Here is a 16,647-nt window from a genome sequence, read left to right as displayed (position 1 = left end):
CCTGCCCCTCAGGCCGCCGGGTCCAGGACGACCTTGATGCAGCCGTCCTCCTTGCGCTGGAACGTGCGGTACATGTCGGGCGCCTCGGCCAGCGGCACCCGGTGGGTGGTGAGGTCGGCGGTGCCGAGCGGATCGTCCTCCCGCTCCACGAGCTCCACGAGCTGCGGCACCCAGCGCTTCACGTTGCACTGTCCCATGCGCAGGCAGAGCTGCTTGTCGAACATCGTCTTCATGGGCAGGATGTCGGCGTCGCCCGCGTACACGCCGCTGATGGACACGGTGCCGCCGCGCCGCACGAGGTCGATGCCCGCCAGCAGCGCGGCCGTGCGATCCATGCCCAGGTGATCCATCACGGGGCGGGCGACGGCGTCCGGCAGCGCCCCGAGCGCGTGGTGGGCGGCGTGCACGGCCGGGGTGCCGTGCGCCTCGAGCCCGACGGCGTCGATCACCGCGTCGGCACCGCGGCCGTCCGTCGCGTCGCGCACGCGCTCGGCCGCCTCGTCGATGTCGTACGCGTCCACCCCGTGGCGCGCCGCCATCGCGCGCCGCTCCGGCACGGGATCCACCGCCAGCACGCGGTGCCCCAGATGCCGCGCGATGCGGGAGGCGAACTGTCCGACGGCGCCGAGCCCGAGCACGGCCACGGTGCCGCCCTCGGGCACGTGCGCGTACTGCACGCCCTGCAGCGCCGTGGGCAGCACGTCGCTGAGGAACAGGTAGCGCTCGTCCGGCAGCTCCTCGCCGACCGGGACGGTGTTGTAGTCGGCCAGCGGCACGCGCAGCAGCTCGGCCTGCCCGCCGGGAACCTGGCCGTACAGCTTGGTGTAGCCGAACAGCGCCGCGCCCGTGCCCTGCTCTCTCACCTGCGTCGTCTCGCACTGGGACTGCAGGCCGTGACGGCACATCCAGCAGTGCCCGCACGCGATGTTGAACGGCACGACCACGCGCTGACCGGGGCGCAGCGACGTGACCTCGGCTCCGACCTCCTCGACGACGCCCATCGCCTCGTGCCCGAGGATGTCGCCCGCGTCGAGGTACGGGCCGAACAGCTCGTACAGGTGCAGATCGGATCCGCAGATCGCGGTCGACGTCACGCGGACGATCGCATCGGTGGGCTCCTCGATGTGCGGGTCGGGCACCTGCTCGACCGATACGTTGCGGCGTCCCTGCCAGGTGAGCGCTCTCATCAGATCTCCTCGTCGATGTCGGTGCGGATCACGCCCGCCGGACCCGGCTCATGAGGAACCCGGATCGCGGCAGGGTGGGGAACCGGCGCAGGTCCACCCCGAGGTCCTGCGGCGGCACTTCGTAGGCGGTGCGCTGCGTGAGCAGCCGTACGATCTCCTCGAGCAGCTCGATCGCGAGCGGCTCGCCCGGGCAGCGGTGGGTGGTCGCGAGGTCGTCGCCGGCACCCTGGGCGATCAGCGCGTTCGCGGCGTGCGCGCGGTGGTCCTCGGAGCCGGCGGCGGGATCGTGCCGCTCGGGGCGGAAGCGCAGCGGCTCGGGCCACAGCGCCGGATCGCGGTGGGTGGCGAAGATGTCGAGCGCCACGAGGGCGCCCGGCGCGAAGCGCTCGCCGCGCCACTCGAGCTCGTGGGTCGCGCGTCCCGCGACGAGCGGGAAGAAGGGCGCCGTGCGGCGCACCTCCTGCACGAAGCCGCGCAGGTGCTCCTCGTCGCCGGCGCGGAAGCGCTCGGCCCAGGACGGGTGCCGGTGCAGCGCGAGCGCGGCGAACACCGCGAACCGTCCGACCGCCACGGTGGGGCGCAGCAGGTTGATGAGCTCGACGGCGGCGACCTCGTCGTCCAAGCCCCTGCCGTCGGCGTCGCGGTGGGCGATCAGCCTGCCCAAGACGGCGCCGCGGCTGCCCTCGCGCGCGTCGCGCACGAGCTCCTGCGCCCAGCGCTCGGTGGACCGGCGCCGCAGCCGACCGCGCCAGCTGCGCGGGCCGAAGCCGCCGGCGCCGTCGAGCATGGCCAGGAACTCCTCGGTGCGGGCGCGGGCGGTGTCGTCGTCGAGCGGCAGCCCCGCCCAGCGGCACGCCGCGCGCGTGAGCACCTCGGCGACGACCTCGTGCAGCCGCACCATGTCGGTGCGCTCCCACGCCGGCAGCGCGGCGTCCCACTCCTCGCGCACGAGCCGCGCCATCCGCTCGCGGCCCGCCGGCTCGAGCAGCTCGAGGAAGAGCGCCTTCCTGGTGCGGTGCGCGTCGCCGGCCAGTGTCTGCACGCTGCCCTCGTCCTGCAGCGAGTGCAGCACCGAGGCGGGCATGGCCGCGGTGCGCGAGAAGCGGTCGCCCTCGGCGAAGAACCGCGCCGCCTCGGGGCCGCGCACGAACGTCGCGGGCATGCCCAGCAGGCGGGTGCGGAACGCGTCCGACCCCAGCCGGTCGAACCGGCGCGCGCCGAAGCCGTAGCCCTCCGCGAGGAGCGCGAGGGTCGCGTCGCCGCGCACGCGGGGGATCGGGGCGGCCGTGTGCCGGTGGGTGACGGCCGTCATGCCGCCGTCGCCATCGCGTAGATCGTCAGCGCGATCGCGACGCCGACCACGGCCATCGCGCCGAGCAGACTCGCGAAGAGCGGGCTGCGGCGCCCGCCGAGCGGCTGGGTGAGCGCCACCGCGACGATCGCCGCGAAGAGCACCACCTCGAGCGCGATGCCGAGCCAGGCGACGAGCCCGGCCTCGGGAACCGAGACCGCGAACAGCACGACGCACACGGCGCCGAGGGCGCCGGCGGGGACCAGCCACCACGCGGCGCGGCCGCCGCGCGTGCTCTCGCGGGAGGCCCGCCGCGGTGCCGGACCGTCGTCGACCGGCTGCGCGGCCGACGGGCGCTCGGCCCCGCGAGCGTCCTCCCGCCGCGCGGGCCGCGGCTGGGGCTCCATGGATCCGTCCGCGGCGCGCGTGCCGACGCCGGGGATGTCGTTCTGGCTCGAGACGTTCTGGATCGATCCCCGGTCGCCCGGCGACACCCGCGGCGCGTCGGCCGCGCCGCTGTCGGCACCCCCGCCGCCGGGCGGGATCTCCTCGCGCATGTCCGATCCCCTCATGTCGTCGTGGCGGTTCAGAGGTCCTCGGGGGAGACGTCGCCCTGGCCCTCGGGGCCGAGGTCGGCGAGCTCGGGGTCCTCGCCCTGCGACTCCGGCTGCACCTCGAAGCCGGGCAGGTCCTCGACGGGCACCTGGTCCTCGTCGTCGGGGATCTCGGCCGGATCGGCGCCCGTCCCCGTCACGTCCGTCCCGAGACCGCCGGTGCCCGTCGCCTCGGCATCGGAGCCCACGCGCTCCCACTCGCGCTGGGCGGGATCGTCGAGCGGGTCGGCGGTCACCGACGTGTCGCGCTCGTTCGTGCTCGGCTCCTCCAGGGGGTCGAAGTCCTGCATGTCCTCGTCCACGGCGGCGGCGCGCTCGCGGCCCTCGTCTGCGGCGTTCGTCATGTGCTCGTCCCCTTCCGGTCGGGATGTCGTGGTGCCAGCCTGGGACGCCGCGCCCCTCGCCGGCAGGGGGTTGATTCCTTCCGGGCGCCGATGTAACCCTCCGGCGCCCCGGCTATCACGGCCCCGCGCGGGCGACAAGGGGGCGGCGCCGGCCGGGCGCGCGCGGCAGGATCGGGGCATGACGGATGCTCGCTCGCTGTGGCACGCCACCGCCCCGCCCATCCCGGTCGACGAGGACCTCCCGGCGGATGTCGACGTCGCCATCGCCGGAGGGGGTCTCGCCGGCATCGCCGCCGGCCTGGCCCTCGCCGAACGCGGCCTCAGCGTGGCCATGCTCGAGGCCGAGAAGCTCGGCGCGCGCACCACCGGGGGGACCACGGGCAAGCTGAGCCTGCTGCAGGGCGGCATGTACAGCCGCATCCTGCGCCACGCCGGCGACGAGGTGCTGCGCGCGTACCGCGCGGGCAATGCGGCGGCGCGCGACTGGATGCGCGAGCGGCTGGAGGACACCCCCGGCACGATCGCGCGGCGGGACGCCGTGACCTACGCGACGACCGAGGACGGCATGCGCGCGCTCGACGACGAGGCCGAGGCCCTCGCCGCCGCGGGCGTCGACGTGCAGCGGCACGGCCGGGGCACCGTGGGGCTGCCGTTCGAGGTCTCCGCCGCGTTGCGCCTGCCTGACCAGGACCAGCTGCACCCGATGCTCGCCCTCGCCGCGCTCACCGCCCGGCTGCGTCGCCGCGGGGGCGTCGTGCTCGAGCACTGTCGCGTGCGCGCCGCCGAGCCGGGGGACTCCGGCGTGCGCGTGTCGACCGAGCGCGGCGAGATCCGGGCGCAGCGGCTCATCCTCGCCACCGGCACGCCGATCCTCGATCGCGGGCGGATGTCGTCGCGCCTGGCGGTCTCGCGCGAGTTCGCCGCGGCGTACCGGCTGCCCGACGCCGTGCGGCCGCCCAAGGCGATGTACCTCTCGGTCGACCCCGTGCCGCGCTCGCTGCGCTCGGCGCGCGGGCTCGACGGCGAGCCGGTGCTCGTCGTGGCGGGCGACCCGTTCGAGACGGGCAGGGACGACGACACGGCGGCGCGGCTGGAGGCGCTGGACGCGTGGGTGCGCGCGGTCTACCCGCGCGCGTGGCGCATCACGTGGTGGGCCGCGCAGGACTACCGCACGACATCCGCGATCCCGCACGCGGGCGAGGTGCCCGGCTCGAAGGGGCGGATCTTCGCCGCGACCGGGTTCGCGAAGTGGGGCATGACGAACGCCCCGGCGGCGGCGCTCGCGCTGGCGGGGCAGATCGCGGGCGACGAGCCCGAGTGGTCGGCGCGCCTGCGCGCTCATCGCGGCGGGCTGCGCGACGCCGCCGAGGCCGTGACCGTGAACGCCGCCGTCGCGGGGCACCTCGTGGGCGGCTGGGCGGCGCCCGGCGGGGGAGCCGACGACGAGAGCGCGACCGTCGAGCGGCGCGGCGCCGCGATCGTGGCGGAGTCGACGGTGCGCGGCGAGCGGTGCGCCGTGTCGGCCGTGTGCACGCACCTGGGCGGCATCGTGCGCTGGAACGGCGCCGAGCGCACGTGGGACTGCCCGCTGCACGGCTCGCGCTTCGCGCCGGACGGGCGCGTGATCGAGGGGCCTGCGGTCGACGACCTCGCGCCGCACGAGCCGTCCTGAGCCGCGCGGACCGGCGCCGGTGGGGTGCGGGAGGACGTACGGTCGAAGTATGCGCACGAATGAGGCAGACCGATGACCGACGCGACGGGGATGACCGACCGGTTCAAGTCCGTGTTCCGCCAGCATCCCGCCGCCGTCACCCTGATCACGGGGCTCGCGCCGGGAGGGCCCGTGGGGCTCACGGCGTCCAGCCTGTCGTCCGTGGCGGCCGCGCCGCCGGCCGTGTCGTTCTCGGTGACCCGCGCCACGGGGTCGGCGGGCGGGTTGCTCGCCGCCGGCGACCTGTCGATCCACCTGCTCGGCGCGCAGCATGCCGCCACGGCCCTGGCCTTCTCCCGCTCGGGCGAGGAGCGCTTCACGGCCGCGCAGGGGTGGGAGTGGGACGCGGAGGGGCGCCCCTTCCTGCCCGACGCCCGCGCCACACTGCGCTGCCGCATCATCGACACCCTGCGTGTCGCCGATTCGTCGCTCGTCGTCGCGGAGGTGCTCGACGTCGTGATCGGCCCCGAGGCCGAGCCGCTGCTGTACCACGACCGCCGCTTCCACGCGTTCGATCCGGACGCCCGCCCCCTCGATCCCGCGCTGCCGGCGGCCGCGCCCGACCGGGACGTGCCGCGCGCCTGAGTCACGCTTCGTCACATCCCTCGCGGGTGTCGCCGGTCCGGGTTAGCGTGGGAGCGCCTCGCGGCGGTCCGGGCGGTCCCGGGCTCCGGCTCATACCCGGGAGCGTGGCGGGTTCGACTCCCGTCGCCGCGTCTTGATCCGGCGGGCCCGTCGCCGCCACACCCCGTGCGTGAGATCTGCGGGAACATCCCCGCGTGAGGCGTGGTTGCATGGCTTCGTGAGCGACCGAAGGGAATCCGCATGAGCGCCGACGACGTCATCCCCGCCGACTACCGCCGCCTGCTCGAGCTGCCGCTGTACGGGCACCTGGGCACGATCCGCCCCGACGACACCGTGCAGGTGACGCCGATGTGGTTCGAGTTCGACGGCGAGCACGTGCGGTTCACGCACACCACGCGCCGCCAGAAGTACCGCAACCTGCAGCACAACCCGTCGATGGCGCTGTCGATCACCGACCCGGACGACGTGTTCCGCTACCTCGAGGTGGCCGGGCGGCTCGTCGAGGTCGTGCCGGACCCGGAGGGCGCGTTCTACGTGCACCTGCAGAACCGCTACGGCAACCCCAGCCAGACCCCGCCGCCGGATGCCGCGGATCGCGTGATCCTCGTCATGTCCGTCGAGCGCGCCACCAAGCAGTGAACGGAGAACAGAAGAGCATGACCCGCATCGCCGTCATCGGGGGCACCGGCTACGCCGGCGGCCACATCGTCCGCACCGCCGCCGAGCGCGGCTTCGAGGTGGTCTCGTACAGCCGCACCCTGCCCGACGAGCCGCAGCCCGGCGTCGACTACCGCCAGGCCGACGCCCGCGATCGCGACGCGGCCCGCGCGATCGTCGCCGACGCCGATGTGGTGCTCGTCACCGTCGCCCCGCGCGGCGACATGGAGGGCCGCGTCGAGGGCACGGTCGCGCAGCTGGCCGAGCTCGCCGCCGAGGCGGGCGTGCGCCTGGGCGTCGTGGGCGGCGCGGGCTCGCTACTCGTGGCCGAGGGCGGCCCCAAGGTGATGGACACCGAGGGCTTCCCGCAGGAGATCCTGCCCGAGGTGCGCGAGGCCGAGCGGATCCTCGAGCATCTGCGCGCGGACGAGAGCGGCCTTGACTGGTTCTACATCAGCCCCGCGGGCGGCTTCGGCTCGTTCGCGCCCGGCGAGGCGCTCGGCACCTACCGCACGGGCGGCGACGTGCTGCTCGTCGACGACGAGGGCCAGTCGTTCATCTCGGGCGCCGACTTCGGCCTGGCCGTGGTCGACGAGATCGAGCACCCGGCGCACCGCCGCCAGCGCTTCACCGTCGCCTACTGACGTCGCGGTGGTCCGGGTCAGAGGGTCCGGACCACCGCGCTCCGCGTTTCGGGTCGGCCGCTCTGCGACGATGGACGGATGAGCTCCCCCAACGCCTCCGCCAACCTCACGCGCGAGGAGACCGCCGCCCGCGCCGCCGCCATCGACCTGCACGAGGTGCGGGTCGAGCTCGACCTGACGGGCGCACCCGACGCCGCGCGCGCGGGCTTTCCCGTCGCGAGCACGCTGGCGTTCGACGCCCGCGCGGATGAGACGTGGATCGACTTCCTCGGTGAGGCGGTGAGCGCGGTCACCGTCAACGGCACGGAGACCCCCGTCGAATGGGACGGCGCGCGCATCCGCGTGCGCGGCCTCGCGCACGGTCCGAACGAGGTCGTCGTCCGCGCGGTCGGCGCCTACAGCCGCTCCGGCGAGGGCCTGCACCGCTTCGTCGATCCCGTCGACGGCGAGACCTATCTCTACACGCAGTTCGAGCCCGCCGATGCGCGCCGCCTCATGCCCTGCTTCGAGCAGCCCGACATGAAGGCGCGGTGGACGTTCGACGTCTCGGTGCCCGCAGGCTGGACGGTGCTGTCGAACCAGGTGCCGAGCAAGAGGCTGAACTTCGGGGACCAGGACCGCGTCGTCTTCGAGCCCACCCTGCCCCTCTCGTCGTACATCACGGCGATCGCCGCCGGCCCTTACCACCGCGTGGACGGCGAATGGAGCCGCGGCGCGCAGCGGATCCCGCTGGGCGTGCTGTGCCGCGCCTCGCTGGCCCCGCACCTCGACGCCGACGAGATCCTCGAGATCACGCGGCAGGGCCTCGACTTCTTCACCGTCGCGTTCGGGTACGACTACCCTTGGGGCAAGTACGACCAGGTCTTCGTGCCCGAGTACAACCTCGGCGCCATGGAGAATCCGGGGCTGGTCACCTTCACCGAGTCGTACGTGTTCCGCGGCGCCGCCACCGACGCGCAGCGCGAGGGCCGCGCCAACACGATCCTGCACGAGATGGCGCACATGTGGTTCGGCGACCTCGTGACGATGCGCTGGTGGGACGACCTGTGGCTGAAGGAATCGTTCGCCGACTACATGGGGGCGCACGCCTCCGTGGCGGCCACGCGCTTCGCCGACGCGTGGACGTCGTTCGCGAACCGCCGCAAGGCGTGGGCGTACGAGCAGGATCAGCTGCCCACGACGCATCCGATCGTCGCCGACATCCCCGATCTCGAGGCCGCCAAGCTGAACTTCGACGGCATCACGTACGCCAAGGGCGCCTCGGTGCTCAAGCAGCTCGTCGCGTTCGTGGGGGAGGAGGCCTTCTTCGCCGGGGCGCGCGCGTACTTCCGGCGCCACGCCTTCGGCAACACGACGCTGGACGACCTGCTCGCCGCGCTCGAGGAGGCGTCCGGCCGCGACGTGCGGGCGTGGAGCAGGGCGTGGCTGCAGACGACGGGCGTCTCGACGCTCGCGCTGGAGCGCGAGGGCGAGGGCGCGGTGGCGCTCGTGCAGACGGATGCGCGGCCGCACCGCCTGCGCATCGGGACGTTCGAGCTGGCGGACGGGCGCCTCGAGCGGCGCGGATCGGTCGACGCGGACATCGCGGAGGAGCGCACGTCGGTCGAGGTGCCGCCGGCGGGTCTCGTGCTGCTGAACGACGGCGACCTCACGTACGCGAAGGCGCGCCTGGATGAGGAGTCGCTCGCGGCGGTGGAGGCGGGCCTGAGCGGGCTCGACGACACGCTCGCGCGCGGCCTCGTGTGGTCGTCGCTGTGGAACGCCACGCGCGACGGCGAGCTGCCCGTGCACCGCTATCTCGGGGTCGTCGCCCGGCACGCGCCGCTCGAGCCGAACGTGGGCCTGCTGGCCGGCACGATCGCCAACGCGGCCTTCGCCGTGAACCACTACGTGCCGCAGAGCTCGCGCGGCGACGCCCGCGCCCTGTGGGCCGAGACGGCGTGGCAGGCGCTCGCCGCGGCGGCGCCCGGCAGCGACGCCCAGCTGGCGTGGGCGCGCGCAGTCGGCGCGGCCACGGCGTACGACGACGCCCACGCCGCGGAGCTGAGCGCCATCCTCAACGGGGATGCCCCGGCACCCGAGGGGCTGCGGCTCGACCCCGACCTGCGCTGGGCCTGGGTGCAGGGGCTCGCGGCGATCGGAGCGATCGACGAGGCCGGCATCGCCGCGGAGCTCGCGCGCGACGACACGCTCTCGGGCCGCACCGCCGCCGTCCAGGCCCGCGCCTCGCGCCCCGACCCCGACGTGCGCGAGGCCGCCTGGCGGGCGGCGTGGGAGGACCGCGGGCTCGGCAACGAGCACCTCGGCGCCACGATCGCGGGCATCCGCGCCGGCGGGCGCCGCGACCTCGTCGCCCGCTTCGACGCCGACTACTTCGCCCGCATCCGCGGTGCCTGGGCCGATCGCAGCATCGAGATCGCGCGGCGCCTCGTCGCCGGGCTCTTCCCGGCGAGCGAGGACCTCGGCGCCGTCGACGCGTGGCTCGCCGCGCACGCCGACGCGCCCGGATCCCTGCGTCGCATCGTGCTCGAGCAGCGCGACCATCTCGCGCGCGACCTGCGCGTGCGCGCCGCGAACGAGGCCTGACCGGCGCGGGGCGTCCCGCACACGCGAAGAGGGCCGCCCGGGCATCCCGGGCGGCCCTCTCGGTGCGCGTCAGGTCACGGCTCAGGTCACGGAGTCGTGTCGACCGTGACGAGCGTGCGCACGGCCGAGTCGCCGTAGCGGACGACGCCGTAGTACGTCGTGCCGGGCACGAGTCCGTTCCACGACAGCTCGTACGCCACCTCGGCGCCGTCCTCGACGGGCAGCGGGTTCGGCGTGGCCTCGAGGCCCTGGCCGGGCGAGGCCACGGCCGCGTCCAGCGTCCACGTGAACGGCGCGTCGTACGAGTACACGTGCGACTCCACCACGTAGGTGCCGGCGGTGGGGGCCGTGATCACGACCTCCTCGTCGGCCGAGCCGGTGGCCGACTGCCACATCTCGTAGTAGCGCCAGTCGTCCTCGCTCACCACGCGGTACACCACGAGGTCGAGGTCCGATCCGGTGTCGGCGGCCGAGTCCAGCACGAAGCGCGCCAGGTCGGCGCCCTCGGGCACCTCGACGATCGCGTGCGTGAACCCGTCGTCCGCGGCGCCCGTCGTCTCGTCGCCGTCCACGAGCCGCTCGGCGGCCGCGAGGCCCGCCGTGTTCAGCGCGAGCTCGCCGGAGACGCCCGACGTGATGCCGACCTCCAGGGATCCGTCCGTGCCCGTGCCGGTGACCTCCGTCGGGGCGCTCGCCGTGACGGGGAAGACCGCGATGGGGGAGCGGACGTCGTTCGTGCCGCCCGTCCACGTGAGGAAGCCCGTCGTCCACTGCTCGGCGGGCGCGGATCCCTTCGTGAACGTGATCGCGACGGTCGCGCTCTCGCCCGCCGCCAGCGTCACGGTCGACGGCTCGACGGTCACCTCGACGCCGGGCACCTCCGCCGTGGCGGTGTACGTACCTGCCTCGGTCGCCGTGATCGTGCGCGTCACCGTCTCGGGCGCCGACAGCGATCCGATGCCGATCGAGGCGAGGTTGAGGTCGCTCGGCGCCACCTCGGCCTCCTCCGGCAGCCCGAACGCGATCAGGTCGAGGCCCTGCAGGTACCCGGCCCAGTCGGTCGGGCCGCTGCTGTACAGCAGCGACGGCTGCAGCATCTTCGTCGCGTCGACGTGGCCGGCGCCCTGCGCGAACGGGTCGGTGTTCGCCGATCCGTCGGCGTTCACCGTGTCGTAGGCGGTCGTCATGAGCGCCGACTTCACGTCGGCGGGCGCCCAGTCGGGGTGCTCGCCGAGGAACAGCGCGGCCAGGCCCGCCACGTGCGGCGACGCCATGGAGGTGCCCGACAGGATGCCGAAGGTTGGCTCCTCCTTCTCGCCGTTCGTCGTCGCCGCGAGGATCGCCACGCCGGGAGCCGACACGTCCGGCTTGATGATGTCGTTCGTCTCGGCGTTCATCGGGCCGCGGCTCGAGAACCCGGCCACCTGCGGCACCGGCGTGATGACGCCGGTGATGTTGTCGCTGTGCAGCGTGGCGGTGGGTGCCTCGGCGGTGCGGGCGTGGTCGAGGATCGCGGCGCGGTGCTCGGCGGCGACGTGCACGGTGGGCACGGAGTGGAAGTCGTTGTCGAGCGACTCCCCGGCCGCGACGTTCGTGAGGATCACGCCCGCGCCGCCGGACTCGGCGATCTCCTGCGACTTCTCGACGCGCGCGTTCGAGCCGCGGTCGCACACGACGATCCGGCCGGCCGCGGCGGCGTCGTCGACGCTGCCGAGCAGGCACAGCGCCGCGTCGGCGGGCGCAACACCGGCGGCGGGGATGTCGCCGGCGTACACGAGCTCGCCCGTGACGGTCTGCCCGTCGGGGACGGAGACGGTCACACCGGGGGCCGTGAACCCGTCGCCGAGCTCCACGGCGCCCTCCCACGTGGGGATCGTCGAGGCGGCGACGGTCGTGTACCAGGGCGAGGCGTGGTCGGCGGTCGAGGCGCCAGGGCCGGAGTTGCCGGCGCTGGCGGCCACGAACACGCCCGCCGCGGCGGCGTTGAAGAACGAGACGTCCTCGGGCTGCAGCACGCTCGTGGCCGAGCCGCCGCCGATCGAGTAGTTGATCACGTCGACGCCGTCGGCGACGGCCTGGTCGATCGCGGCGACGAGGTCGCTGATCGCGCAGCCGTCGTCGTCGGTGCTCGCCGGATCCGGTCCGTTCCAGCACGCCTTGTACGAGGCGATCTTCGCCGCGGGCGCCACGCCGGAGACGGTGCCGAAGTCGACGCCCGAGACCGAGGCCTCGACGCCGAAGTTGCCCGCCGCGGTGCTCGCCGTGTGCGAGCCGTGGCCGTCGCCGTCGCGCGGCGAGAGGTAGTCGTCGTCGGTCACGGCGCCGAAGCCCTCGCCGAACCAGTGCGCGCCGATGATCTTCGTGGAGTAGTCGTGCTTGCTCCACTCCTCGCCCGTGACCATCGTGCTGCGGAACTGCGTGCCGTCGGCCTTGTCGAAGACGATCTGACCGCCGCTCGTGTACGGCGCGCCGGGCTTCTTGGTCGCCGCCTGGTTCTTGAGCTTGTCGCCCGCGAACGACGGGTTCTCCGGCGCGATGCCCGTGTCGACGACGCCGACCACGATGCCCTCGCCCGCGTGCTCCACGCCGCCCGTGGCCTCCCACACGCCGCCGCGGCCGTCGGCGTCGGAGCCGAGGCCGAGGAAGTCGGGCGACGTCTGCGCGGTGACCTTGCGCAGCTCGTCGGGGAACACCCCGAGCACGTCCTTGTCGGTGCGCAGGTGCGCGACCTGTTCCGAGCTGAGCTCGGCGGCGAAGCCGTTGGCCGTGACCTGGTAGGTCGTGTCGGGCAGCGCGCCGATCTCGTCGGCCAGCCGCTGCTGCTTCTTCTCGAGGTGCTCGATGTACTTCTGGGCGTTCTTCGCGTGGGCGTCGAGGCGATTGCCCTTGTCGGGCTTGGTCGCCTCGATGCCGGGCACGCCGCCGTCGTACGTCGCGAGCGCGTCCTCCTTGAGGAGCACGACGTAGCGGCCGTCCTCGGCATCGACGGGGACCAGGGGATGCACCTCCTCCGCGGGTGACGCGTGTGCGGCCGTGGCCGCGGTCGCCGTGAGCGCGAGGGCGAGCGTGAGCGCCGCCGCCGCGCGCGGGAGAGGTCGGATCATCCAATGCCTCCTGTGCGGGATGGGTGTCGCGCGGGCCGTCCGCTCGCGCAGTGGCGCCGAATCTAGCTCACAGGTGTTGCACAGAAACGCGTTTCGGCGCGTCGGCTCACCGGGGATATCCGGGTATGCCGCTGGCGCCCGAGGGTGCCCGAAGGGGGAGTGGCGGCGCGTCAGGAGGGCGCGAGCAGCGCCGCGGCCTCGTCGACCGTGTCGACGAGATGGACGTGCTCCTCCATGGGCCGCCCCTTCGCCAGCGCCCGCAGCAGCGGCCACGCCGGCAGCGTCTCGGTCCAGTGCGTGCGCCCGACGAGCACCATCGGCGCGATGCGGTCCTCGGTGGCGTAGTAGTTCTCGCACGCGTCCTGGAAGATCTCCTGCACCGTGCCGCCCGCGCCCGGCAGGAACACGATGCCCGCGTCGCACAGCTCCAGCAGGATCGCCTCGCGCAGCGCGTTGCGGAAGTACTTCGCGATCGCCGTGGCGAACAGGTTCGGCGGCTCGTGGCCGTAGTGCCACGTGGGCACGCCGAGCGAGTCGGCGGGATCGGGGAACCGCGCGATCACGCGCCGCGCGGCGGCCACCCACGCGTCGGCCGAGGGGTGGTACGACGGCGCGGCCGAGAGCAGCTCGAGCGCCTCCTCCAGCGCGCTCTCCGGATGGGCCGACAGCCGTGCGCCGAGATTGGCGGCCTCCATCGCGCCCGGCCCGCCGCCCGTCGCGACGGTCAGCCGTGCGCCGAGGAGCCGCCCGAGCCGGGCCGCGTCGGCGTAGCCGGGCTCGCCGCGCGTCAGGGAGTGGCCGCCCATCACCCCGATCAGCCGGCGGCCCCGCACCCACCGCCCGAGCGCGCCGTCGACGCCCTCGTCGTGCAGCGCCCGCGCCAGCGCCGCGTCGGGCGCGGTGCGCTCGTGCTGCCACGCGAACGCGCGGGCGTCGAGGGAGCGCGCGTACGGCTCGGCGTCGTACAGCTCGTCGGCCGTGTACAGCGCGTCGCGGTGCGGGTCGATCGGCGCGGCGTCGACACCCGGCAGCACGAGGGCGCCTCGCCGCTCGTGCCGCTCGGCGTCGCCCGGGGCGAAGCGGCACCCGGCGAACGTCGTGCGCGACGTGTCGCACGCGGCCAGCGCGTCCGACAGCGCACGCAGATCGAGGCCGACGATCCGCCACCCGCGCAGCCTGCGGACGCCGGCCGACAGCCGCTCCTCCAGCTCGGTGAGCGATTCGACCGTGACGACCCTGCCCCGCGTGCGCCTCATCGCGCCCATCCTGGCAGGATCGCCCGCGGCGTGCGCGCGCGCCTGCCCGAGGGCCGTGCCACGCGGGTAGGCTCGCGTGGTGTGCCTGTCGCCAGGGCACGTGACGAAGGGGGCGACATGACGGATGCGGGACTGAGTCGGATCAACGGGCGGGTGATCGGGATCGCGATCGCCGCCGCTCTCGGAGGCTTCCTCTTCGGCTACGACACCTCGGTGATCAACGGAGCCGTCGACGCGCTCTCGGCCGACTTCGCGCTGGACCCGGGCCTGCAGGGCTTCTCGGTGTCGATCGCCCTGCTCGGCGCCGCGCTCGGCGCGTGGTTCGCCGGCAGCATCGCGAACATGTGGGGCCGCGTGCCGGTCATGCTCGTGGCGGCCGCGCTGTTCTTCGTCTCGGCCATCGCCTCGGGCCTGGCCTTCGGCGTGTGGGATCTGATGGTCTGGCGCGCGGTCGGCGGGCTCGGCGTCGGCGCCGCGTCGGTCATCGCGCCGGCGTACATCGCCGAGGTCTCTCCCGCCCGCATCCGCGGCCGCCTCGGCTCGCTGCAGCAGCTGGCGATCGTGCTCGGCATCTTCGCCGCGCTGCTCACGAACGCCGTGCTCGCCGCGACCTCCGGCGGCGCCGCCGAGACTCTGTGGTTCGGGATCGAGACGTGGCGCTGGATGTTCATCGTCGAGGCCGTGCCCGCCGTCGTGTACGGCGTGATGTCGCTGCGCCTGCCCGAGTCGCCGCGCTACCTCGTGCGCAAGGGCGACTACGACAAGGCGTCGCAGGTGCTGCTGGACTTCAGCGGCGAGCTCGACGTGAACAGGAAGATCCAGGAGATCAAGGACTCGCTGCAGAGCGAGAAGCGCGAGTCGCTGCGCGATCTCGTGGGCCCGGCGCTCGGGCTGAAGCCGATCGTGTGGGTCGGCATCCTGCTGAGCGTCTTCCAGCAGTTCGTCGGCATCAACGTGATCTTCTACTACTCGACCACGCTGTGGCGCTCGGTCGGCTTCGACGAGAGCAGCGCGCTCACCACGAGCGTGATCACGTCGGTGACGAACATCGTCGTCACGATCGTGGCGATCCTCCTCGTCGACAAGGTGGGACGCAAGGCGCTGCTGATCTCCGGATCGCTCCTCATGACGGTCTCCCTCGGCGTCATGGCCGTCGCCTTCTCGTTCGCGACGACCGCCGCCGACGGATCCGTCAGCCTCGAGGCGCCGTGGTCGATCGTCGCGCTCGTGGCGGCCAACCTCTTCGTCGTCGGATTCGGCGCCACGTGGGGCCCGGTCGTCTGGGTGCTCCTGGGCGAGATCTTCCCGAACCGGATCCGCGCGAGCGCGCTCGCCGTGGCCGCCGCCGCGCAGTGGGTGGCGAACTTCGCGATCTCCACGACCTTCCCGTGGCTCAGCAGCATCTCGCTGACCCTCGCCTACGGCCTCTACGCGGGCTTCGCCGCCCTGTCGTTCGTGTTCGTGTGGTTCCGGGTGCGCGAGACGAAGGGCATGGAGCTCGAGGAGATGAAGGCCTGAGCGCCGCCCGGCGCGCATCCGTGCGGCGCGCCGGGGGTGTCGCTCGGGGCCAGGCGCGGGGCCGCGCTTAGCCTGGGTAGGCCATGATCCGGTTCGAGCACGTCACCAAGCGCTACAAGGGGACCGCCTCACCCGCCCTCGACGATGTCTCGTTCGAGGTCCAGCGCGGTGAGTTCGTGTTCCTCGTCGGCCAGTCGGGATCGGGGAAGTCCTCGTGCCTGCGCCTCATCCTGCGGGAGGGGGTGCCGTCCTCGGGCAGCATCGTCGTGCTGGGGCGCGACACGAAGTCGCTCTCCAACCGGCGCACGCCCTACTTCCGCCGGCACATCGGGTCGGTCTTCCAGGACTTCCGCCTGCTGCCGTCCAAGAGCGTGTTCCAGAACGTGGCGTTCACGCTGCAGGTGATCGGCGCCTCGCGCGCCATGGTGAAGCAGGCCGTGCCCGAGGCGCTCGAGCGCGTCGGCCTGCAGGGCATGGCCAAGCGCATGCCGCACGAGCTCTCGGGCGGCGAGCAGCAGCGTGTGGCGATCGCGCGCGCGCTCGTGAACCGGCCGCAGCTGCTGCTGGCCGATGAGCCGACGGGAAACCTCGACCCCGCCACGTCGACCGACATCATGGAGCTGCTCGCGCAGATCAACGCGTCGGGCACGACGATCGTGATGGCCACGCACGAGGCCGGCTTCGTCGACCGCATGCAGCGACGCGTCATCGAGCTGTCGAACGGGCGCCTCGTGCGCGACGAGCGCCACGGCGGATACGGCGACACGTCTGCGATCCAGCGCCTCGAGCCGCAGATCGAGAAGGGCGCCGCCGCCGTCGCCGCCCTCACGGCGGTGCTCGAGGTGCAGCGCGAGGTCTCGGATCGGCTCGACGCGCAGGGGCGCCCGGCCTCGCCGGCGCCGGCCGCGCAGGCCGCGACCCCGCCGATCCGTCGCGCCCCCGCGCCCCGCGAGCAGGCGCCCCGCGAGCAGGCTCCCCAGGCGCCGGCGCAGACGCAGGCCCAGGCGCCCGCCCCTCAAACCCCGGCGCCCGCCCCCGCCCCCCGGGCGGAGGCGCCGCGCACCCACGTGCCGGGTACGCACGTGCCGCGGCCCACGCAGCCGGCGGCGCCGCGGGCGACCCCCCCGCACCCCCCCCCCCGCCCCCAGTC

General features: G+C 74.0%; 13 protein-coding genes and 1 tRNA gene. 8 read left to right on the top strand and 6 right to left on the bottom strand.

Annotated features, from left to right (window positions below; all coding sequences use genetic code 11):
- Positions 1-8: 8 nt before the first annotated feature.
- From ACODR5_RS10685 to ACODR5_RS10670, 4 genes are read right to left on the bottom strand one after another with little or no spacing between them, the layout of a single operon-like run.
- Positions 9-1,187 carry a zinc-dependent alcohol dehydrogenase gene (locus ACODR5_RS10685; RefSeq protein WP_488983624.1) on the bottom strand — a complete coding sequence of 393 codons (1,179 nt, stop codon included), beginning with the start codon at positions 1,185-1,187 and terminating at the stop codon, positions 9-11.
- A 28-nt stretch (positions 1,188-1,215) separates the two neighbouring features.
- Positions 1,216-2,499, bottom strand: a complete 1,284-nt coding sequence (locus ACODR5_RS10680) for a cytochrome P450 (RefSeq protein ID WP_488983623.1) — start codon at positions 2,497-2,499, stop codon at positions 1,216-1,218.
- Complete coding sequence (locus tag ACODR5_RS10675) at positions 2,496-3,035, bottom strand: hypothetical protein (RefSeq protein ID WP_488983622.1); 540 nt, start codon at positions 3,033-3,035, stop codon at positions 2,496-2,498. Before ACODR5_RS10675 ends, ACODR5_RS10680 begins: the two co-directional genes overlap by 4 nt.
- A 29-nt stretch (positions 3,036-3,064) precedes the next feature.
- Positions 3,065-3,436 carry a sugar ABC transporter ATPase gene (locus tag ACODR5_RS10670; protein ID WP_488983621.1) on the bottom strand — a complete coding sequence of 124 codons (372 nt, stop codon included), beginning with the start codon at positions 3,434-3,436 and terminating at the stop codon, positions 3,065-3,067.
- 178 nt (positions 3,437-3,614) lie between these two features.
- Here ACODR5_RS10670 and ACODR5_RS10665 point away from each other — a divergent pair, with 178 nt between their 5' ends.
- The 6 genes from ACODR5_RS10665 (at position 3,615) to pepN (ending at position 9,619) form a co-directional block, all read left to right on the top strand.
- Positions 3,615-5,108: an FAD-dependent oxidoreductase gene (locus tag ACODR5_RS10665; protein WP_488983620.1), complete on the top strand. Its 1,494-nt coding sequence runs from the start codon at positions 3,615-3,617 to the stop codon at positions 5,106-5,108.
- Positions 5,109-5,180: 72 nt separating this feature from the next.
- A complete protein-coding gene (locus tag ACODR5_RS10660) occupies positions 5,181-5,732 on the top strand; it encodes a flavin reductase family protein (RefSeq protein WP_488983619.1) in 552 nt (183 codons plus the stop codon).
- A gap of 59 nt (positions 5,733-5,791) precedes the next feature.
- A tRNA-Met gene (locus tag ACODR5_RS10655) sits at positions 5,792-5,864 on the top strand.
- 108 nt (positions 5,865-5,972) lie between these two features.
- A complete protein-coding gene (locus ACODR5_RS10650) occupies positions 5,973-6,371 on the top strand; it encodes a PPOX class F420-dependent oxidoreductase (RefSeq protein WP_488983618.1) in 399 nt (132 codons plus the stop codon).
- Between the two features lie 17 nt (positions 6,372-6,388).
- Positions 6,389-7,033, top strand: a complete 645-nt coding sequence (locus ACODR5_RS10645; protein ID WP_460816660.1) for an NAD(P)-dependent oxidoreductase — start codon at positions 6,389-6,391, stop codon at positions 7,031-7,033.
- A gap of 78 nt (positions 7,034-7,111) precedes the next feature.
- The gene (pepN, locus tag ACODR5_RS10640; RefSeq protein WP_488983617.1) at positions 7,112-9,619 is read left to right on the top strand and encodes an aminopeptidase N; all 2,508 of its coding nucleotides are present in this window, start codon (positions 7,112-7,114) and stop codon (positions 9,617-9,619) included.
- A gap of 86 nt (positions 9,620-9,705) precedes the next feature.
- Here pepN and ACODR5_RS10635 read toward each other — a convergent pair whose 3' ends face one another.
- Both ACODR5_RS10635 and ACODR5_RS10630 read right to left on the bottom strand, forming a co-directional pair.
- Complete coding sequence (locus tag ACODR5_RS10635) at positions 9,706-12,723, bottom strand: S8 family serine peptidase (protein ID WP_488983616.1); 3,018 nt, start codon at positions 12,721-12,723, stop codon at positions 9,706-9,708.
- Positions 12,724-12,893: 170 nt separating this feature from the next.
- Positions 12,894-13,979, bottom strand: coding sequence for an LOG family protein (locus ACODR5_RS10630; RefSeq protein WP_449853927.1), 1,086 nt, complete (start codon positions 13,977-13,979; stop codon positions 12,894-12,896).
- Positions 13,980-14,096: 117 nt separating this feature from the next.
- On the opposite strand from ACODR5_RS10630, the gene ACODR5_RS10625 reads away from it, so the two are divergent.
- Positions 14,097-15,497, top strand: coding sequence for a sugar porter family MFS transporter (locus tag ACODR5_RS10625; protein ID WP_449853926.1), 1,401 nt, complete (start codon positions 14,097-14,099; stop codon positions 15,495-15,497).
- 83 nt (positions 15,498-15,580) lie between these two features.
- Positions 15,581-16,647 (top strand): cell division ATP-binding protein FtsE (gene ftsE, locus ACODR5_RS10620; RefSeq protein ID WP_488983615.1); only part of this gene is annotated, 1,067 nt, incomplete at its 3' end.

It is taken from the genome of Microbacterium sp. FG3, from assembly GCF_057809335.1.
The sequence above is the reverse complement of the archived record's forward strand: the minus strand, read 5'-3'. Positions and strand labels throughout refer to the sequence as shown.